This window comes from Chryseolinea soli (assembly GCF_003589925.1).
Classification (GTDB): Bacteria; Bacteroidota; Bacteroidia; order Cytophagales; family Cyclobacteriaceae; genus Chryseolinea; species Chryseolinea soli.
In genome coordinates this window covers 3,222,829-3,240,928 of sequence record NZ_CP032382.1, presented here as the reverse complement: position 1 = coordinate 3,240,928, position 18,100 = coordinate 3,222,829, and the positions used below count along the sequence as shown (strand labels likewise).

General features: G+C 50.6%; 19 protein-coding genes. 10 read left to right on the top strand and 9 right to left on the bottom strand.

Annotation, left to right across the window (positions count from 1 at the left end; translation table 11 throughout):
* Position 1: 1 nt before the first annotated feature.
* Complete coding sequence (locus D4L85_RS14010; RefSeq protein WP_160143718.1) at positions 2-808, top strand: hypothetical protein; 807 nt, start codon at positions 2-4, stop codon at positions 806-808.
* Between the two features lie 73 nt (positions 809-881).
* Here the strand turns inward: D4L85_RS14010 and D4L85_RS14005 are convergent, their stop codons facing one another.
* On the bottom strand, positions 882-1,337 hold the full coding sequence (locus D4L85_RS14005; protein ID WP_160143717.1) for a GyrI-like domain-containing protein: 456 nt from the start codon (positions 1,335-1,337) through the stop codon (positions 882-884).
* A gap of 135 nt (positions 1,338-1,472) precedes the next feature.
* Positions 1,473-2,594 (bottom strand): helix-turn-helix domain-containing protein, encoded by a 1,122-nt coding sequence (locus D4L85_RS14000; protein ID WP_119754881.1) that lies wholly within the window; start codon positions 2,592-2,594, stop codon positions 1,473-1,475.
* A gap of 387 nt (positions 2,595-2,981) precedes the next feature.
* On the opposite strand from D4L85_RS14000, the gene D4L85_RS13995 reads away from it, so the two are divergent.
* The 4 genes from D4L85_RS13995 to D4L85_RS13980 all read left to right on the top strand — a co-directional run bounded on the left by D4L85_RS13995 (position 2,982) and on the right by D4L85_RS13980 (position 7,149).
* Entirely contained in the window at positions 2,982-3,617 is a 636-nt protein-coding gene (locus D4L85_RS13995) for a Spy/CpxP family protein refolding chaperone (protein ID WP_160143716.1), read from the top strand.
* 277 nt (positions 3,618-3,894) lie between these two features.
* Complete coding sequence (locus tag D4L85_RS13990) at positions 3,895-4,803, top strand: sphingomyelin phosphodiesterase (protein ID WP_119754879.1); 909 nt, start codon at positions 3,895-3,897, stop codon at positions 4,801-4,803.
* Positions 4,804-4,946: 143 nt separating this feature from the next.
* Positions 4,947-6,407 (top strand): sulfatase family protein, encoded by a 1,461-nt coding sequence (locus D4L85_RS13985; protein ID WP_119754878.1) that lies wholly within the window; start codon positions 4,947-4,949, stop codon positions 6,405-6,407.
* 55 nt (positions 6,408-6,462) lie between these two features.
* The gene (locus tag D4L85_RS13980; RefSeq protein WP_119754877.1) at positions 6,463-7,149 is read left to right on the top strand and encodes a DUF2461 domain-containing protein; all 687 of its coding nucleotides are present in this window, start codon (positions 6,463-6,465) and stop codon (positions 7,147-7,149) included.
* Between the two features lie 40 nt (positions 7,150-7,189).
* Here the strand turns inward: D4L85_RS13980 and pnuC are convergent, their stop codons facing one another.
* Both pnuC and D4L85_RS13970 read right to left on the bottom strand, forming a co-directional pair.
* Positions 7,190-7,819: a nicotinamide riboside transporter PnuC gene (gene pnuC, locus D4L85_RS13975; protein ID WP_119754876.1), complete on the bottom strand. Its 630-nt coding sequence runs from the start codon at positions 7,817-7,819 to the stop codon at positions 7,190-7,192.
* Between the two features lie 163 nt (positions 7,820-7,982).
* A complete protein-coding gene (locus D4L85_RS13970) occupies positions 7,983-9,083 on the bottom strand; it encodes a family 20 glycosylhydrolase (protein WP_119754875.1) in 1,101 nt (366 codons plus the stop codon).
* A gap of 306 nt (positions 9,084-9,389) precedes the next feature.
* Between D4L85_RS13970 and D4L85_RS13965 the strand changes: the two genes are divergently transcribed.
* Both D4L85_RS13965 and D4L85_RS13960 read left to right on the top strand, forming a co-directional pair.
* The gene (locus tag D4L85_RS13965) at positions 9,390-9,800 is read left to right on the top strand and encodes a DoxX family protein (RefSeq protein WP_119754874.1); all 411 of its coding nucleotides are present in this window, start codon (positions 9,390-9,392) and stop codon (positions 9,798-9,800) included.
* Between the two features lie 168 nt (positions 9,801-9,968).
* Positions 9,969-10,391: a VOC family protein gene (locus tag D4L85_RS13960; protein ID WP_119754873.1), complete on the top strand. Its 423-nt coding sequence runs from the start codon at positions 9,969-9,971 to the stop codon at positions 10,389-10,391.
* A 16-nt stretch (positions 10,392-10,407) separates the two neighbouring features.
* Here the strand turns inward: D4L85_RS13960 and D4L85_RS13955 are convergent, their stop codons facing one another.
* The 5 genes from D4L85_RS13955 to D4L85_RS13935 form a co-directional block, all read right to left on the bottom strand.
* Positions 10,408-11,319: a helix-turn-helix domain-containing protein gene (locus tag D4L85_RS13955; RefSeq protein WP_119754872.1), complete on the bottom strand. Its 912-nt coding sequence runs from the start codon at positions 11,317-11,319 to the stop codon at positions 10,408-10,410.
* Positions 11,320-11,400: 81 nt separating this feature from the next.
* Complete coding sequence (locus tag D4L85_RS13950; protein ID WP_119754871.1) at positions 11,401-12,219, bottom strand: SDR family NAD(P)-dependent oxidoreductase; 819 nt, start codon at positions 12,217-12,219, stop codon at positions 11,401-11,403.
* 228 nt (positions 12,220-12,447) lie between these two features.
* Complete coding sequence (locus D4L85_RS13945) at positions 12,448-12,744, bottom strand: YciI family protein (RefSeq protein WP_119754870.1); 297 nt, start codon at positions 12,742-12,744, stop codon at positions 12,448-12,450.
* Positions 12,745-12,869: 125 nt separating this feature from the next.
* Complete coding sequence (locus D4L85_RS13940) at positions 12,870-15,563, bottom strand: ABC transporter permease (protein ID WP_228450889.1); 2,694 nt, start codon at positions 15,561-15,563, stop codon at positions 12,870-12,872.
* Positions 15,560-15,895, bottom strand: a complete 336-nt coding sequence (locus D4L85_RS13935; protein WP_119754869.1) for a PadR family transcriptional regulator — start codon at positions 15,893-15,895, stop codon at positions 15,560-15,562. Before D4L85_RS13935 ends, D4L85_RS13940 begins: the two co-directional genes overlap by 4 nt.
* A 321-nt stretch (positions 15,896-16,216) precedes the next feature.
* On the opposite strand from D4L85_RS13935, the gene D4L85_RS13930 reads away from it, so the two are divergent.
* From D4L85_RS13930 to D4L85_RS13920, 3 genes are all read left to right on the top strand, one after another.
* The gene (locus D4L85_RS13930) at positions 16,217-16,723 is read left to right on the top strand and encodes an OsmC family protein (protein WP_119754868.1); all 507 of its coding nucleotides are present in this window, start codon (positions 16,217-16,219) and stop codon (positions 16,721-16,723) included.
* A 58-nt stretch (positions 16,724-16,781) separates the two neighbouring features.
* Positions 16,782-17,294 carry a hypothetical protein gene (locus D4L85_RS13925; RefSeq protein ID WP_119754867.1) on the top strand — a complete coding sequence of 171 codons (513 nt, stop codon included), beginning with the start codon at positions 16,782-16,784 and terminating at the stop codon, positions 17,292-17,294.
* Positions 17,295-17,441: 147 nt separating this feature from the next.
* Positions 17,442-18,011 (top strand): dihydrofolate reductase family protein, encoded by a 570-nt coding sequence (locus D4L85_RS13920; RefSeq protein ID WP_119754866.1) that lies wholly within the window; start codon positions 17,442-17,444, stop codon positions 18,009-18,011.
* The last annotated feature ends 89 nt before the right edge of the window (positions 18,012-18,100 follow it).

The window sequence follows — 18,100 nt, the reverse complement described above, 5'->3', positions numbered from 1 at the left end:
CATGAAAACAACGTCGCATTCCTTGCACTATATTTTCCGCATTGCCTGCGCCATGTGCTTTATCGGTCATGGTGCATTCGGCATTATCACGAAGGCGGTATGGTGCAATTACTTTGGTGTGTTTGGGATCGGTCCGGATACAGCCTACCAACTCATGCCTGTCGTGGGTGTCATGGACATTACTTTCGGGATCATCCTGTTGACGTATCCTCTGCGTATAGCCGCAGGGTGGCTGGTGGTCTGGGGATTGTTCACGGCCCTGTTGCGTCCGCTGTCGGGAGAATCCTTTGGTGAGTTTTTTGAGCGCGCCGGCAACTACGGCGCTCCCCTCATCCTACTTTTCGTCAGCCATGCCGGTGCGTTTACGCCGAGAGGCTGGCTCCAAAAGCTTGAGCCCCGCGAAATCGACGACGAGCAACACTGGCGAACCATCACCATCGGCCTGCAGCTCATTGCTTTTGCTCTACTGGCCGGACACGGTTGGTTGAACCTGATCGGAAAAGCCGGTTTATTAAAACAATACGAAGCGTTGGGCTTTAGCGACCCGCTTCAGGTAGCGCACCGGGTTGGGTTGGTCGAAGTAGGGGGCGCTGCGCTCTTGCTGGTGAAACCCTTCCGGCAAGTGGTGTTATTGGTTTTCGTTTGGAAGATGGCCAGCGAACTATTTTACCCGTCCTATGAACTCTGGGAATGGGTGGAACGCGGGGGAAGTTATGGCGTGCTGTTGGGATTGTGGCTGGTCTTGCGTGAACGAAACTATACGATCCTCAACTTCTTTACCGCTGCCCCACTGGCCAGCGCCAAATGACCGGGTCGCAACGGCCGGGTTAGGTTGGGCGATTGCTTCCCTGACCCGGCACGAGCGCCCCGATAAATGTCGTTTAAAGCTCCAAATAGATCTCCGTTTGAGCCATGCCGTTCTCGAGCGTGACGATTTGAATGCCCGCGTTCGATTTAAGCTTTATGGCATGTCTCCCGACATACTCAAACAACGCCGCATAGCCCTCGCCGATGGTCTGGGTTGGGTCGCCCGAAACTATGGTATATAAAAATGAACCCGCCAGTTCTATAGTGGATAAGGCCCCGGTAGGGATGACTTGTTCGTTTTCTGTAAAAACACCCTGGAAACTTTGGAGGTCTTCAGCCTTTTTTTCTGCGGGATGGTCATAGTAGATGCCCAGTACTTTGTTCGGTATCCATTTCACCGAGAGGGCGTCTAAGAGGGTTTGCACTTCTTTTATGTACGCAAAGGATTGGCGGTAATCGCCCGTAAAGTTTTTTCCCACGGCTTTTATGGGTTGGACAATAGAAATTTGCTGCACGGTAATGTTGCTCATCGTGATCATGGGGTTTGTAATTGAAATATTTGCGCAAAGAAATCTGCGAAATCACCTGGAATCGACCTATCTCATAAGATAGGACGCCTTAGCATGTAAATTTTTACGAGCTGGCATCATGCCCGAACGGGCGATCTATGGCTGGTGTTTATTTTCCCTGAATTCAGAGGGCGTGTATCCCGTGACCTTTTTAAAGATCAGGTTGAAAGACGATTTACTGTTGAAGCCTACGTCCAGGGCAATGCCGAGAAGAGACAAATTCTTGTATTGATCGTCGTCCATCCGGGTAATAAATTCCTGTACGCGTTTTTCATTGATAAACTCCACGAACGATTTGCCGCAGCGTTCATTGACGAGTTTGGAAAGCTGGTGTGGCGGGATACCGATCTTGGCGGCCAGGTCGTTCAGTTTCAGCGCCGGATCGAGAAATAGTTTTTCGTTGTCGATCAGGTCGTGAAGTTTCGCGAGGTGGCGTGCCTGGTCTTCGTCGGAAAATTGTTTGGCGTTTTGATACTTCTTTAGAAAATCGGGGTTCACCAATTCCGGGTTCAGGATCAGCCGGAAGCCCAGCATGTAAAGAATGGCCGAGCAGGCCAACGTGTAGAGGTAGTTGGCTTCGGGTATAAATCTTCCTTTCACGACCAGGTAAGCCAGCAAGATGATGATGCATGCCACATAGGCCATAAAGCAAACCAGCAGGGTATTCAGCCACCGGATCCGTTCGCCAACCGGCACCACATACGGAACAGCCTCTAACCGGACTTTCGCCTTGCTGATCTGGACGATGGCGACACTGAAATAGATCGTGGCGATCACAATCTGCACAGCATTGACGAGCACCTCTGCGGGCCGGAACGCCAGGTGCCCGCTCAGCAAGGTTTCCACAAACGCGATCTTGGCCGGCGTGTCCATGACGTACAGCGGGATGTTCAGAACCAGGTGAAGAACGTATGGAATAAAGTGAAGTGCGTAAATCCATCGCCAGGTAAATTCAGGATCGGTGGTGGCTTTCGTGTATAAAAAATACAGCGGCCCCAGCAGGAGCAGCATACCAAATGACATCCCAAAAAATTTTGGAACGGTTCTATATAAGCCCGATGTAATCAGAAAAAAATCGGCATTGGTGATGACGGCAGCCAGGATGACACCGGCGATCAGCCAGAGGGCCAGCGTTTTCTTTGGACGTTTCAAAACCATCAGCACCAGCAAAAAGATGCCATGAGCGATAGTGATTCCAAATAGGTACGACCAGACCATAAGTAGCCGATAGTTTCAGCGCACGGGACCGTTGCAAATTGCAAACTATTTAGAGTTTTTCAAGGGCAGCCGATCCCTACCCGCCGACTGCACGGAAGTTTGCATCCATGGCGACGTTTGCCCGTCTTTCTTGGTGGTCGTGTTAATTTCAAGCTTCGGTGAGTTTCAAAAATCAAAAAAGAGACCTATTGAGAGTCCATTTTGTTAGAAGCGGCTTTTTTGCTGGTTCAGGATGGCTGTTTGGCGTTATTGAAGAAGAAAACGGTGGTCGTATTTTTTGACCTATTTATAGATGGAATGATGGCGTGCGTCTAATACCGTGTAGCCTTATTAATCCCTGGTGCGTTTGTTGAGTCAAAGAGGGTATAAACAAAACAACAAATGATTATGAAAAAGAGCCTAATGCTGGCAATTGTGATGATGACGAGTACGATCATTTTTGCACAACACGCCAAAAATTCACACAAAGGACATACCGACCGGTTCGAAAAAATGAAAACCGATCTGGCGCTGACCGACGCGCAGTATGCTTCTATTAAAAGCATCGACCAAAAGTACGTCAACAAGCGCGAGGCGCTTAAGGGCGATACTTCCCAAACGCGGGAAGCAAAAGGGACCGCCTTCAGAACGATGCGCACCGACGAAGAGAACGAGATCGCAGCCTTGCTCACACCCGAGCAAAAAACAAAATGGGACCAGCTGAAGACCGCCCGCGGCGAAAAGCAGAAGGAACATTTTCAAAAGATCTCCGAACAACGCGAAGCCAAGCTGAAGTCTACACTGAACTTGTCCGACGACCAATCGCAAAAAATGAAAACGGTCAATCAACAGTTCATGGAAAAATTCAGCGCCCTGCGCAAGAGCGACACGAAGGACAAAGCCGCCTTTGAGAAGTTGAAAACCGATCATGAAGCCGCCATCAAGGGCATCCTCACGCCTGAGCAATTTCAGAAGTGGACCGCGATGAGGGCCGATTTGCGGAAGAGACATGGGCATGAGCATGGACACACGCAGAAAGGTTAAGAACAAGAATAAGGATCAATTAAATCGCAGGCCCCGTCAAGAGCGGGGCCTTGCTTTTTTCGATATTTTTGACTGGAGCAACTCACACAACGGAAACTGTCGCCAGTAGAAAGGACAACCAGGTCAACCGTTTTTCCACCTTATGAACTATTTAAGTCACTAAAGAATAGACAAAGTAAGATTGCGATAATATTTCCAGCCATACGATGATTCATTGATAATGCTGGTTTTACTTCCGAGCAACATCTTCGGCGCATCTTTGCTCAACCATTAGAGGATGAAACCTGAACTTGTATTTGTCATCTTTCTCCTTACTTCCGCCAGCGCCTTTTGCCAGTCTGCGGATACCGCTCCATCGACCTCCAGAAAAATCAAGATCCTTTCGTGGAACATCTATATGCTTCCCGGCATCGTGAAGGTGAAGGGGCGCGAAGCCCGCGCGGCAGCGATCGGAAAGATCCTCGCCCAAAGTGACTACGATATTATTGTGTTCCAGGAAGCGTTTCACCAACAAGCACGTCATCAGATCCATCGCTACCTCGACGCCGTTTATCCCTACCAGGCGGGGCCGGCCAACCGGAAACTGCTCTCCTGCAGAACCAATAGCGGGCTGTGGATCTTTAGTAAGTATCCCATCACCGGTTCGCATGCCATCATTTTCAAGAACCGGTCGGGCATCGATGCCTTTTCGCGAAAGGGCGGGTTACTTGCCGAGATCACCGTTGACCACCAACCCATTCAAATCGTGGGCACGCATCTTCAAAGCTCTGGCCGCGATTGGATCCGGCATAGCCAGTGCGTGGAGTTCTATCATAAGCTGCTCAAAGAATATGGCCGCCCCTATGTTCCCCAGATCATTTGCGGGGACTTCAACATCAACAAGAAGAACGAGGATGGTTATGGCCAGATGCTGCAAATCCTGAAAGCCTCCGATGGGGAATTGTCGGGTAGCAACTTCTATTCGTTTGATCCGTTGGAAAATGATTTAAAGAACAACGAAGGTGAACCGCCACACCTGATTGACTATGTGCTGCTGCGCAACAACGAACAAGGCGCCGTCACCTTCCTGCGGCGGGAGATCAAAACCATCCGCCAACAGTGGTGCCCGAAACATGCCGACCTTTCCGATCACTTTGCCCTGGAAGCTGAACTTTTGGTAGAGGATGGGAACCTCGTGCGCAAATAAATGACGCTGCGATCATACCCTAAACCGGCTGGTTGATCAGAGAATATCCAAAATTCTTACATGCATTTTCCCGCGGAAGGCTATATTGCCTTACCGGCCTGACGCGACCTGAAAGCCAAGGCCCGACCTAACCCGAAAAGCGCATGAACAAAAGCCTCCTCCTCCTGTTGTTGCCCTTCCTGACCACGACGGTGTGCGCCCAAAAGTCTGCGCAGGCCAAGCAGAAGAACATCATCTTCATTCTGGCCGACGATCATCGTTACGATGCCATGGGCTTCATGAAAAAAAACGACTGGGCCGAAACGCCCAACCTCGACCGGCTGGCCCGGGAGGGTAAGCATCTAAAAAATGCATTCGTATCGACCGCGCTCTGCTCGCCGAGCCGCGCCTCTATACTGACCGGGCAGTATGCCCACAAACATACGGTGGTCGACAATACAGCACCCGAACCCAGCGACATTGAATACTTCCCGCAATTGCTTCAAAAAGCAAATTATCAAACGGCCTTCTTTGGCAAATGGCACATGGGCAACGACGACGATCACCCCCGCAAAGGCTTTCATCATTGGGAAGGGTTGAAGGGCCAGGGCGAATACTACAATCCCAGCCTGAACATCGACGGACAGCGGATCCAATTCAAAGACTCCACCTATGTGGCCGACCTGCTCACCGATCACGCCATCGACTGGTTGAACAAGCGAAGCAAGGACAAACCCTTTTTTGTTTACTTATCGCACAAAGGCGTACATGCTCCCTTCCAGCCCGCCAAGCGGCACAACGACCGTTATAAAAACAAGCCCGTTCCCCTGCCACCCTCCTACGCGCTCACGGCGACGGATGAATATAAAAAACACAATCTTCCCGAATGGGTAAAGGAGCAACGGCACAGTTGGCATGGGGTGGACTATATGTACCATGGTCAAATCGATTTTGACACGTTCTACAGAAAATATTTCGAAACGTTGCTCAGCGTCGACGAAAGCGTGGGCAAGGTGATGGACTACCTGAAGGCGAACGGCCTGGAAGAAAACACGATGGTGATCTACATGGGCGACAATGGATTCTCCTTTGGCGAACACGGCCTCATCGACAAACGGCATGCCTACGAGGAATCGATGCGTGTGCCCCTGCTGATCAAATATCCTGCCTTCGTTGCGGCAGGCTCGTCCACCGACGCCATGGTTCAGAATGTCGACATCGCTCCCACGTTGTTGGAACTGGCAGGCGTTCCCATCCCCAAGGTTATGCAGGGCAAATCCTTCCTCGATGTGCTGAAAGGGACGGCTACGCAACACAAGGACAAAATTTTCTATGAATACTATTGGGAATATGCCTTTCCACAAACGCCTACAATGTTTTCCATCCGGACCGAACAATACAAATACATCCACTATTATGGATTGTGGACGCAAAATGAGTTGTACGATTTGAAAAAGGACCCGAATGAGATGAACAACCTCATTGCCGACCCCGAGTATCGCGAGATTTCAAAACAATTATCAACACAATTGTTCGACTGGCTCGAAGCTACCGGAGGCATGCAGATACCGTTGAAGCGGAATGATGTGCCGAAGTTTGATAATAAATTTTCAAAGCAGTACTAAAAAAGCGTTCGTTGTACAAGGTTTGCACTAATTTTGGCCCACAGACCGACACAGCATGAACGCCTTCGTTGAAAAAACAACCTTCGATTTTTTAAAGAAACTTTCCGCCAACAACGACCGTGATTGGTTCAATGCACACAAGGCGCAATATGAAAAGGCCAAAGGAAATGTGGAGCAGTTTATGGATGCACTCATTGCTAAAATGAATACACACGACCGGCTGGAAACACCATCTGGTAAAAAGAGCCTTTATCGTATTTATAATGACGTCCGGTTTGCGAAAGACAAATCACCCTACAACCCGCGCTTTGCCGGTTACATGAGGCGATCCAAGCCCCAGCTCCGGGGTGGGTATTACATCTGGATCGCCCCCGGTGTTACACGGGTAGGCTGTGGGTTCTCCTACCCCCATGCCGATGACCTCAGACGCATTCGTCTTGATATCACCGCTAATCCAGGCGACTGGAGAAAAATGCTCCGCTCAAAAGCCATCACTTCGCACTTCGGTGAGATGGTGGGCGAACAAGTGAAAACCACACCCCGTGGTTTCTCCGCCGACGATCCGGCCATCGATCTACTGCGTTTTAAACAATATTGGTTCGAACGATCCTTCACGGATCGCGAAGCGTTATCGCCCGATTTCTTACTGGAGGTAAACAAAACGTATAAAAGTATCCGGCCGTTCTTTGATTATATGAGCGATGTATTGGGGACGGATCTGAACGGGGAGCCCATACGCTAAAAGCCTTCCTTATTCATACGCGCTCGTGCATTGACAGGCCTCAGGCATTCTTATCACCCGTACGAACGGCCAGCCCTTCTATTCTCTTCCAATCAAAATAACCAAAGCAGGCCACAACAAAGAGAACGATGGTCAGCACTCCGTATAAGGGCAGCGACTTGTAAAACAACAACGGAATAGCAAACGCATTGGAAATATTCAGCAGGATCCAGTTCTCTACTTTGCGTTTGGCCAGCAACCACATTCCCGCCCAGGCCGTGGCGCTTACCCAAGCATCCCAGGCTGGCACGTTCGAGGGCGTGTACAACTTCAGGATAAAATAAAGCAACACCCCTGCCCCTGCAACGATGGCGACGGTGATCTTCCAATCCTTGGCCGACGCATGCGTGATCCGCACGGGAGGCTCATTCTTTTTGGCGACCCAATACCACCAGCCATAGATGCTCATGACGAGATAGTACACATTTAGAAAAGATTCGGCGTAGAGTTGTGCCTGGAAAAGGCCGTACACAGACAAGATCGTGGCCGCGATACCCGCGGGATACAACCAGATCTTATTTGCTTTTGCGAGCAACACCTCGGCGACACCCAAGATCAACACCGCCCACTGTGCAGCATCGGCTTCCTTGAGTTGTTGCTTAAAAAGATCAAACCAGGCAAAAAGATCCATGGAACATAGTGAATTGATGCCGCCAAAAGTACGGTTTTATCGGGCTTTCTATAGCGCCAGAAAAAATAACGGGACAAAAAAAAACGCATAGCTCCCCAAAAACGGAGAGACTATGCGATGGGCTGAGTGAAGTACTTTTGACTATTCTTGTTGCGTCGTTATTCTATTTTGCAAACACGGTCTTGAAACAATTCCAGGGCGTATTCTCATCCTTGTTATACTTCGGATCGTCTTTCTTGGCGTAATAGCCTTTCAAAAAATTCTCAGCGTCCGACCAAACGGTTTGGACGATGCCCTGGTAGTTCTCGCGTGTTTCGGGCGTAGCATCTTTACGGAAGTTGGCCATGTCGGCCACCTGGGCGGCGCCAACCTGGGGATTGCGCCAAGGCGCTGTGGCCACACGCAATCCTTTCATCGCAAAGAGCACGGCCGTTTTGTCGGGGCGTTCATAGTGCCAATCGCAGATCATGACATCTTTAGGGATCATGTCGATGGCGCGGTAGGTATTGTTGAAGCTCGCTTCCCACATGCCCATGCCGGTGGTCTTGCCATCGAGCAGGCGATCACCCCAGATCCAGAGCTCGCGATTTTTCTGGGCCAGGTGATCGCGGAGGGTGCGCACCTCGCCTGCAAACAATTCGGCTTTGTCGCGGCCGCCGCAGCGTGGACATTTGTCGTCCCCTAAATAAAACACTTCATCCATACCGGCGTGGAAGGCATTGGTTTCAAAGGCATCACAGATCTCGTCGATCAGCGAGAAGACCACGCTGTGCACTTCGGGGTGCAGCGGGCAGTAGCTTTTGCAATAGAGGCCGTCGGCATTGGGCCACTCATATTTCTCGGGCATCTTCACGTGGGGCGTTTCGTCAAACTGTGGATAGACACGGAGGAGCGCATACACCGTACCCGCCCACGATTGATGGCCGAGCAGGTTGATCTGGGGAATGAGCCGGATGTTATGATCCTTGCAGGCCTTCACCAACTTCTTCACGTCCGCTTTCGACAAGGCGATCGAGTCGCGTAGTTCGGGATGTTTTTCGAATTGGTAATTCCAATCCACGCGCAAGATGAGCACGTTGACCTGGCGTGGCGCGAGCTCTTCGTGTATAAATTTTACAAAGGCATCCACCCCGGCAGGCCTGGGGGCGGCAATACAAAATCCGCGTGTGGGAAAAGTGGTGATGAGTTTAGGTTGGGCTATGAGCGGCAAACTGCCGAGCAGCAACCAGCCTAGAAGGTAGAAGAGGCGTTGAGAACGAAGCATAGGGAGTTAGGTTTAATCGTTGACTGAAACGAAGATACCAATAATGTGTCAATGCGAGCAGGCTTCGATCGACACACACAAACACACTATGTATACCTTCAATATTGTCTTACGAATGGTAAAAAAAGGAGATGAGGAGCGCCTTCTTCGCGGAAGTGTGATCTATACACTAACATGAATCATCGAAAATCACGATGTCGCAATGTGCCCTGCATTCTGTCGGTTTTACACAGCGTGATGTTTCGAGGTGTGCTGTAATTTTGATTCATCAAACAAAACAAAACCATCATCTAAAAAACAAAACGTATGGAAACCTTATCAATTCAAAACGCAAAATCGCCTTCAAAGGCCGTGCTCTGGACCGGTCGCATCATCAGCGGACTGATCATCCTTTTCTTGCTGATGGACTCGATCATGAAACTGATCCGCGAATCGCACTATGTGGATGGCACCAAACAGCTTGGATTTTCCGTCAGCTTGGTTCAGCCGCTTGGCATCGTGTTGCTGCTCATCACGATCCTCTATACCATTCCCCGCACGGCCATCATCGGGGCTCTGTTTCTCACCGCCTACTTTGGAGGTGCCGTGGCCATCATGGTCCAGCAAGGACAAGCGTTCGCCTTCCCCGTAGTATTTTGTACGCTGGCTTGGGTTGGACTACTTTGCCAGCAGCCGGTCTTGAAAGGCTTCTTTCAACTCAAAACGTCCAACCGCTGATCGCGCTCACACGATTGCTCCGCATAAGCCTGGTAAAAAACATTACCGGGCTTTTTGCATGACGTCTATTCGATCAATAAAATCCAGGGTGCCTTGGTTGATTGGTCAGGCTTCAAAGCTTAACTTGTCATGCGTCGACGTGACTACTTACATCAAAACCTCTCCGCTATGTCAAACACCAACCGCACCATGCCCGCCGGCACCATGATCCCGGTGTTGGCCTATGACGATCTTCACGTGGCCATCGAATGGCTTTCGCGGGTCTTTGGTTTTTCGGTGCGATGGATTGCCGGCGATCACCGGGCACAAATGAGCCTCGAGGGCGGAGCCATTGCCGTTACGCGACAGCCCGGACCGCCACCCAACGGAAGCTTGTCTACCATTTCGATCATGGTCCGCGTCGGCGATGTGACACAGCATTTTGAACGTGCACAGCAACACGGTGCAAAAATCCTGCATGCGCCGATCGATTTTCCGTATGGCGAACGACAATACACCGTCGTTGATCTCAACGGTTACGTCTGGACCTTTTCACAGTCCATCCAAGACCTGGTGCCCGAAGATTGGGGTGGTCAAAGTGTAAACCTGTAGTCGTTCACCCGGGCAATCAAATGTCCGAGGGTTCGTACACGTTTTGTTTTTTGAATTGGTTTGGGGTGACGCCGACTTCCTTTTTAAAGAGCCTTGAAAAATAGGGAGGATTGTCGAAGCCCAGCGCGTAGGCAATTTCCGCCACGGTGTTATCGGCGCCTTTCAGCAAGTTCTTCGCTTCCGAGATCAAAAAGATATGGATCAACTCCAGGGCCGTCTTGCCGGTTTCTTGTTTTAACAGGTCGCTCAGGTACCGCGAAGAAAGATTCAATTCCGACGCCATGAACTTTACCGTAGGTAATCCCTTTTGTTGGAGGTCGCCTTTCTCGAAATAGGCGGCCAGGATGTCGTTGAAGCGGGAAACAATTCTGCCCGTGAGGGTGGCGCGGTTGATGAACTGGCGTTTGTAAAAGCGCTGTGAATATTTGAGAATGGAATCGATGTGCGTGAGGATAATGTCCCTGCTATATTCGTCCTGGTTGTTGTGGTATTCCGTTTCAATTTTGCGATAGAGTTCCCAGATCACCAGTTCTTCCTTTGGCGAGAGGTGAAGCGCCTCATTGGATTCGTAGTCGAAGAAGCCATACTTCTTTATCGCATGGTGCAAGTCATGACCATTCAACAGGTCTTCGTGGAAGAACAAAAGAAAGCCGTCCTCTTCCAAGGCAATATCCCTCAATTCAATGAGCTGCCTGGGCTTGACAAACGAGAGACACCCGTTGTCGTGATCGTATTTTGTACGGCCATAGCGGAAGACCCCTGACTTTAGTTTTTTGAAGCCGATCATGTAGAAGTCGGTCGTGAATGCGTCTTGTCTCAGCGTGCACGATTCGTTGTGATCGCAGGTCACCATGCTCATCAATGGATTTTCGGGTAGCGGATAGCCGTTGGTGCGATGGAGTTCGCTGATGGTCTTGTAATGTGTCATGAGGCAATAGATAAAGCAGCTGCGGGTTTGGCCGCAGCTGCCGTGAAATATTTACGGTAACAAAACGCCGCGCATTTTAATTTACTTTCCGTGCGCTTTTTCGGCAACTTCTTTCCATTCGCCCCAGGTGGCCAGGCGTTCGGCATAGACGTTTTGCACCCAAGGATAGGCCACTTTGCCGAGGAAAAGGCGCAGGGGTGGGTTGGACGCATCGACCAGCTTTAAAACGGCGTCTGTCGTGGCTTCCGGGATTCCAAAACTATCTTCTGTGATACCGGCTTGGAACGCAGCTTTCACGCCGTCGTATACCGCCAGGGGTTGGGTATGGAAGGCGGACGCTCCACCCCAATCCGTCGTAAATCCGTTGGGCTCCACGATGGAAACATTGATGCCAAAGCCCTTCACTTCCGAGGCCAGCGTTTCGCTCAGCCCCTCCACGGCCCACTTCGAGGCGTTGTAGAGACCCAGCACCGGCAAGGCAGCAATGCCCAGCACGCTCGACACTTGAATGATATGACCCTGTCCTTGCTCACGCATCACCGGCAGTGCCGCTTGCGTTACCCAGAGCAAACCAAAAACGTTTGTCTCAATCTGGTCGCGCGCTTCTTTTTCGGAAGTCTCTTCTATGGAGCCGAACAGTCCATAGCCGGCGTTGTTGATCACCACGTCGATGGTGCCAAAATGCTTTTTTGCTTTCGCGATCGCTTCAAAGCATTGTGCGCGATTGTTTACATCCAGCGCCAACGCCAGCACGGAAGCGCCATAACGTTGCACCAGGTCTTTTACGGATTCCACATTTCTTGCCGTGGCCACCACTTTGTCGCCGCGTTTCAAAAATGCCTCGGCCCAAATTCTTCCAAATCCTTTGGAAGCGCCGGTAATAAAGATTGTCTTTGCCATTTGTGTTGTGAATTAATTTGATGAGGCAAAGCTATCGCGGACGTGGGCGGCGGGTCTTATACGGAAATCGGGAAAAATGATACGATTTTACTTCCCCGTGAAAAAAGTATAAATGAAATCATCGTACGTGGTTATCTGGCCGTTAGCCAAGAAAACTGCAGGCAATCGGTTGAATTAGCAAAGAAATGGACGTCGCTCTCCGTAGAAAATGTCAAAACAGAACCAAAATCAAACCTTCCCCGTCAAAAACTTCTTCAAATCCGGGTGATACTGCGACGTGAGAAATTCAGTGACGGTGAACTCCGCCAACTTGTGAACATAGAACGGATCCTCCTGGATCACCCCTTCGATATGTTCCTTCGACGGACCCATCGCCAGGATGATGCCACCCGTGCGGGGAACCTTGCGGCCCGAGGCAACGAATAGATTTTGCTTATAATACTTTCGCAGGAACGCTACATGATCGGCCATGTGCAGATCCAGTTGTTCGAGGGGGACGATGTATTTCAGATCGATGATGAACATAGTAATGCTTGATGCTTTCGGATGGACCATAAAAAACAAAGGGATCGCGGCCCCTTGCCGTTATCCCAATGTTCTTATTCGGTCTTAAAATAAACAACTTTTGTAACCCAAACAAACTACATCATCTACTCAGACCGTAAAGATTCCACAGGATTTGCACGCGCCGATTGTATGGCCTGGAACGAAATGGTTACCAACGCCACCAGCAACGCGGCGATTCCCGCGATGCCAAATATCCACCACGATAGATCGATCTTGAAAGCAAACCCATTGAGCCATTGATGCATCAGGTAGGCGGCGATGGGTGTGGCCAACACAAAAGACACCAGCACGATCTTCACAAAATCCTGCGACAACAGACCGACAATGCTCGACACAGTGGCACCCAACGCTTTGCGAATGCCGATCTCGCGGGTGCGTTGTTCCGCCGAGAACATGATCAGTCCCAACAAGCCCAGGCACGATACCAGGATGGCCAATATGGCAAAGGCGTTTGACAGCTTCGACATCACCTGTTCATTGCGATACATGTCATTGTAGTCTTCATCTACAAACCGGAAGCTGAACGGATAGTTGGGATTGAGTTCTTTATACACTTGCTCCATACCGGCCAGCACCTCCTTGGCCTTGCCCGCCTCCGTGCGCACGAGAATGACGCCGAAGTATTCATACTCCTTTACATCTACGATCAACGGACGAATGCGCTCATGCAAAGAGTTGGTATTATAGTCCTTCAGCACCCCGATGATGTGTCCCTTTTTTTGCCAGGCCGACACCCACTTACCGATGGGATCCTTCATGCCCATTTCCTTAACGGCTTGTTCGTTCACCAGAAAGGCGTCGGCAGAGTCGGTGGCATATTCCCGTGAAAAACTGCGGCCTTCCACGATCTGCAGGTCCATGAGCTTCACAAAGTCGAATCCCACGGAAGTAGGTTTGAAGCCCACCATTTCACCTTTCTCCCTGCCTTCCCACTTGATGGCGGTGTTGTCCTCCTCGCCTGTTTCGGCCGCGCCGTCGTTATCGTCGACGATAAATTTCATGGCATGGGGCGCTTCACTGCTCCGGTCGATCGCCCGAACGCCGGGGAGTTGCAACGCCTTTTGCTTGAAGGCCTGGAACTTGTCGTATTTGGAGAGTTCACCCTCGATGGTGAAGTAAAGCAGGTTCTCTTTATTGTAACCGAGGTTCATGCTTTGCATAAAGGCGGTTTGCTGCGATACCACGATCGTGGCGATGAGCAGCAAAATGGAAAGGCCAAACTGGAACACAGCCAATCCCTTTCTAAACCAGATCGCGTTTTGCGTGAACTGCACCGCGCCCTTCAAAACTCTTACGGGCTTCAGCGACGAAAGGAATAAGGCTGGGTAGCTTCCTGCCAAGATTCCGGTGATCAGCGCCAGGCTAATCAGCGTGATCCACGTGGGTATGCTGGTGATGGGTGCCACCAGATTTTTTCCGGTGACCGTATTAAACACAGGCAGCAGCACCTGCAGCAAAAGTAACGACAAGGCCAGCGCAAAGAATGACAACAAAAGCGACTCGCCAAAAAACTGTCCAATGAGATAGAGGCGCGGCGAACCGATAACTTTCCGGACGCCCACTTCCTTTGCTCGCTTCACGGAACGGGCCGTGGCCAGGTTCATGAAATTGATACAGGCAATGATGAGAATGAAGATCGCTACGCCGCTAAAAATGCGTACGTATTCGATGCGACCTCCCACGGGCTTGCCATCGGCAAAATTTGATTTGAGATATTGATCACGGTAGGGCTGAAGGCCAATCTCCATGGTGTAAGGCAGGCCCTTGTCGAGACGGGGCTGCACCAATTTGTTGAGCTTCACGGCGACCTGATCGGGGTCGGCGCCATCGGCCAGGAGGAAGGTAGCCTCCATGTTGTTCGAAGACCATTCCATACCGCCCCGCATCATATGCGCATCCCAATTGGCCAGAAATTCGAACCTGCGCGAGCTTTGTGGTGTCAGGTCTTCGAAGACGGCGGTTATTTCGAAGTCGCGCTTATTCTCATAGCGAATACTTTTGCCGATCGCTTCTTCGGGGCTTCCAAAAAACAGGTTGGCCATCTTTCGTGAAATAGCAAGCCCCTTGATATCTTTCAACGCTGTCTTGGGATCGCCGGCGATGACCGGGTAACTGAACATTGTGAGAAAATCGTTGCTGGCCCGGGAACCCTCCAACTTGTAGATCTTGTCTCCCGCCTGAAAGGTCTCCGCCTTGCCCCACGGCATCGAATACCCCGTGGCATAAAAGGCCAGGCCCTGTACCTCTGCAATTGCCTCCTTGGCGTCATCGATGAGCACGTGCGTCACACTGTCGTAGCGTCGCGGCGTGTTGTATACACCCTCTACATCCGTCGCCGAGCGAACGGTCATGTAGATATTATAAAGATGATCGCCTTTGGCGTGAAAGTTATCGACGGCTTTCTCGTCGGCCACCCAAAGGAAGATGGCCATACAGCACGTCATGCCGATGGCAAGGCCCACGACGTTGATGGCTGAAAAAGCTTTGTGACGCAACACCTGGCGCAGGGCCACCGTGAAGTAATGTCCGATCATGTTCATAGGAAGTATAGGATAAGATGGTGATGATTTTCGTTTTATGGCAAAGGGCCTCATGAACCCCAGCACGTTGCGCACATAGTCGCGACGGGCGGCGGCCACACTGTTGTGCCGGCATTGGAAGTAAAATTCTTCCAACATATCGCCCTGCACTTCTTCCAGCAGCTCCGGAGCACAATACCAGTGCAGCAGCCGCGTGGCCCAACGGGGCGGCGAAGGAGGAGTTTGAAAGTGGTTCACGCCGTAAAAGATTTGAGGTTGGAAGGCACCACACTCCACAGTGTTGCACGCACCTGTTGAATATCGCGCAGCGTCGTGCTGCCGTAGGCCGTGATACTAAAGATCCTCTTGCGCCGTCCACCGCGTTCGGGTGTGGGGTCGCTCATTTTTGAAACGATCATGCCTTTTTCTTCCAGCCGTTGCAACGACGCATGGACTTGGTTGAGCCGCACGGAACGTCCCGTTTGGTCCAATATTTCGTGCATGATGTTCACGCCGTAAGCCGCACCTTCCAGCACGGCCACGATCAGCAGCACGATCTCTTCAAATTCGCCGAGATAGACTCTCTTCATGGGGGTAACTATTAAATCCATTTTTGCTGATCAAATACTTTGCCACAGAAAAACGAGGAAATTTTAGTGGAAATCGGCTTTTGGAATTAAAAAACGCAGGGCGCTGTCCGGAATAGAAACACCAGCGTTCGGGGACGCACGAATAAAACTGAACGGCAATGCGTGCGCGATCGACAGAAGACAGGTCTCATAAGTTAAGTATCAGCAGCCCATTCGAGGCCATTTCCAGGATTGTATAAAAGAGTTGCCGCCTAAACCTGAATCCGTCCATCCTACATCAATTTGAGTTACTTTTGGAAGACCTGCTAACCTCACACGAAAATGAACTCCGAAGAACTCCGCAACCTTCAGTCGCCATTAAAGGATAAATACCGCGACCAACCCGAATCTGCCACGATCACGCTACGCGCCGAGGGAAAAATTGGCCAAGGCATCTCTTGCAAAGTGGAAACCGGGAAAGCCATCGTTGAAGCGGGACTTCATCCGGCCACGGGTGGCGATGGCATGCTGGCGTGCTCGGGCGATATGTTATTGGAGGCGTTGGTGGCTTGTGCCGGTGTAACGTTGCGGGCGGTTTCAACGGCTGTCGATATAGCGATCCAGGGCGGGACCGTACGGGCAGAGGGCGATCTTGATTTTCGCGGAACGTTAGGTGTATCAAAAGAAGCTTCAGTGGGTTTTAAAGCGATCAGGCTGATGTTCCACCTGGACACAGAAGCCACGGCCGAACAAATTCAAACGCTGGCGAAATTGACCGAGCGGTATTGTGTGGTATATCAGACGTTAGTGAAAGGCGTTCCGGTAGAAAGCCGTTTTACTAAATTGTGATGGATACAATTTCTCAAACGCCTTGCCAGGACACCATTTTGCGGCTATCCCATTAAGTATGTCTTCGAAAAAGTTTGACCAGGAATTCTTTCAAAGAAAAATAAGCAGCTTGACCAACGAGCGGCTTCTTGCGCTTTTGCAATTGCGACGTGATGCCAACGAAGCACTCATAACCTTGGCTGCGCAGGAAGCAACGGAGAGAAACATGGCCGTCAGATTACCGGAGCCCCCCGCGATGACGCAAGGCAACGCGCCGGCAAGTGACCCATCAAAACTTAAAAGGTGGAATTGGGGTGCATTTCTTCTCGCCCCTGTTTGGACCTGCGCGAACAAATTGGACCTGTGGACCGTTGTTTTATTCATCCCTCCGGTTAACATCGTTGCTTTGTTTTACCTCGGCTTTAAGGGAAATCAATTGGCTTATGCGAAAAATACCACCAATACGATTGATGATTTCATACAGATACAACGACATTGGACCAAGGGAGTCATACAGGTCATTTGGATCGCCATCATTTTTCGAATTTCTCTGGGACTTCTGATTACCCTTCTTACCGCATTCACGTCTTGAGTAATCCATCATAGATTTTACACATTCGTTCAGAACAAAATAACATCTGCTCGAAGCCGTGTCGTAATCCACCTTATTAAATGTCGCATTCACAACACTTCGAACAAAAGGGTTGGCGATACCTTCGTGTTGTAAACATATACAACTATGAGAAAGCTAATCTTATCCATGCAAATATCGCTCGATGGTTTTGTTGAGGGCCCGGGCGGCGACATGAGCTGGCTGTTGAAAGACGACAACGACCAGTGGCAAGATCTTTTCGAGATGCTGCAAACCGTGGACCTTTTCCTGCTGGGAGGTGGTATGTTCCCTGATTACAGGGCTTTTTGGAAACAGGCGCTGACCAATCCACAATCATCAGCCAACCAGTTGGCGTATGCGAAACTGGCGGATAAGACAAAACATATTGTGTTCTCCCGTACGATGAAGGATGCCGGGTGGGCGAACACGCAAGTTGTGGGAGGCCCTTTGCCCGATGAGATTGCAAAGATCAAGGCCACGCCGGGAAAAGATATTCAAGTGGTTGGCGGGGCGAAATTTGCTGCTGCGATTATGGACACCGGGTTGGTGGATGAGTATCGGTTGAGGATCAATCCGACGATTCTTGGTGGGGGGAAATCAATTTTCAGGGATCAGCATTGGCGGTATAAGCTGGAGTTAATCGGGGCGAAGACTTTGAAGTCGGGGGTTGTTATTGCGAGGTATCGAACGAAGTGAGGGCAGCGGGGATGTGACGCGCCGCGATTGTTGTTGGTGAAGAACACCAACAGCGGCGGGGACTGTTATTAGTGCCTCACGAACACCGA

Excerpts from the sequence above, each read along its gene's own strand:
- D4L85_RS14010 (WP_160143718.1), top strand. The coding sequence starts at position 2 with ATGAAAACAACGTCGCATTCCTTGCACTATATTTTCCGCATTGCCTGC.
- D4L85_RS14005 (WP_160143717.1), bottom strand. The coding sequence starts at position 1,337 with ATGAGCAACATTACCGTGCAGCAAATTTCTATTGTCCAACCCATAAAA.
- D4L85_RS14000 (WP_119754881.1), bottom strand. The coding sequence starts at position 2,594 with ATGGTCTGGTCGTACCTATTTGGAATCACTATCGCTCATGGCATCTTT.
- D4L85_RS13995 (WP_160143716.1), top strand. The coding sequence starts at position 2,982 with ATGAAAAAGAGCCTAATGCTGGCAATTGTGATGATGACGAGTACGATC.
- D4L85_RS13990 (WP_119754879.1), top strand. The coding sequence starts at position 3,895 with ATGAAACCTGAACTTGTATTTGTCATCTTTCTCCTTACTTCCGCCAGC.
- D4L85_RS13985 (WP_119754878.1), top strand. The coding sequence starts at position 4,947 with ATGAACAAAAGCCTCCTCCTCCTGTTGTTGCCCTTCCTGACCACGACG.
- D4L85_RS13980 (WP_119754877.1), top strand. The coding sequence starts at position 6,463 with ATGAACGCCTTCGTTGAAAAAACAACCTTCGATTTTTTAAAGAAACTT.
- pnuC (WP_119754876.1), bottom strand. The coding sequence starts at position 7,819 with ATGGATCTTTTTGCCTGGTTTGATCTTTTTAAGCAACAACTCAAGGAA.
- D4L85_RS13970 (WP_119754875.1), bottom strand. The coding sequence starts at position 9,083 with ATGCTTCGTTCTCAACGCCTCTTCTACCTTCTAGGCTGGTTGCTGCTC.
- D4L85_RS13965 (WP_119754874.1), top strand. The coding sequence starts at position 9,390 with ATGGAAACCTTATCAATTCAAAACGCAAAATCGCCTTCAAAGGCCGTG.
- D4L85_RS13960 (WP_119754873.1), top strand. The coding sequence starts at position 9,969 with ATGTCAAACACCAACCGCACCATGCCCGCCGGCACCATGATCCCGGTG.
- D4L85_RS13955 (WP_119754872.1), bottom strand. The coding sequence starts at position 11,319 with ATGACACATTACAAGACCATCAGCGAACTCCATCGCACCAACGGCTAT.
- D4L85_RS13950 (WP_119754871.1), bottom strand. The coding sequence starts at position 12,219 with ATGGCAAAGACAATCTTTATTACCGGCGCTTCCAAAGGATTTGGAAGA.
- D4L85_RS13945 (WP_119754870.1), bottom strand. The coding sequence starts at position 12,744 with ATGTTCATCATCGATCTGAAATACATCGTCCCCCTCGAACAACTGGAT.
- D4L85_RS13935 (WP_119754869.1), bottom strand. The coding sequence starts at position 15,895 with ATGAAGAGAGTCTATCTCGGCGAATTTGAAGAGATCGTGCTGCTGATC.
- D4L85_RS13930 (WP_119754868.1), top strand. The coding sequence starts at position 16,217 with ATGAACTCCGAAGAACTCCGCAACCTTCAGTCGCCATTAAAGGATAAA.
- D4L85_RS13925 (WP_119754867.1), top strand. The coding sequence starts at position 16,782 with ATGTCTTCGAAAAAGTTTGACCAGGAATTCTTTCAAAGAAAAATAAGC.
- D4L85_RS13920 (WP_119754866.1), top strand. The coding sequence starts at position 17,442 with ATGAGAAAGCTAATCTTATCCATGCAAATATCGCTCGATGGTTTTGTT.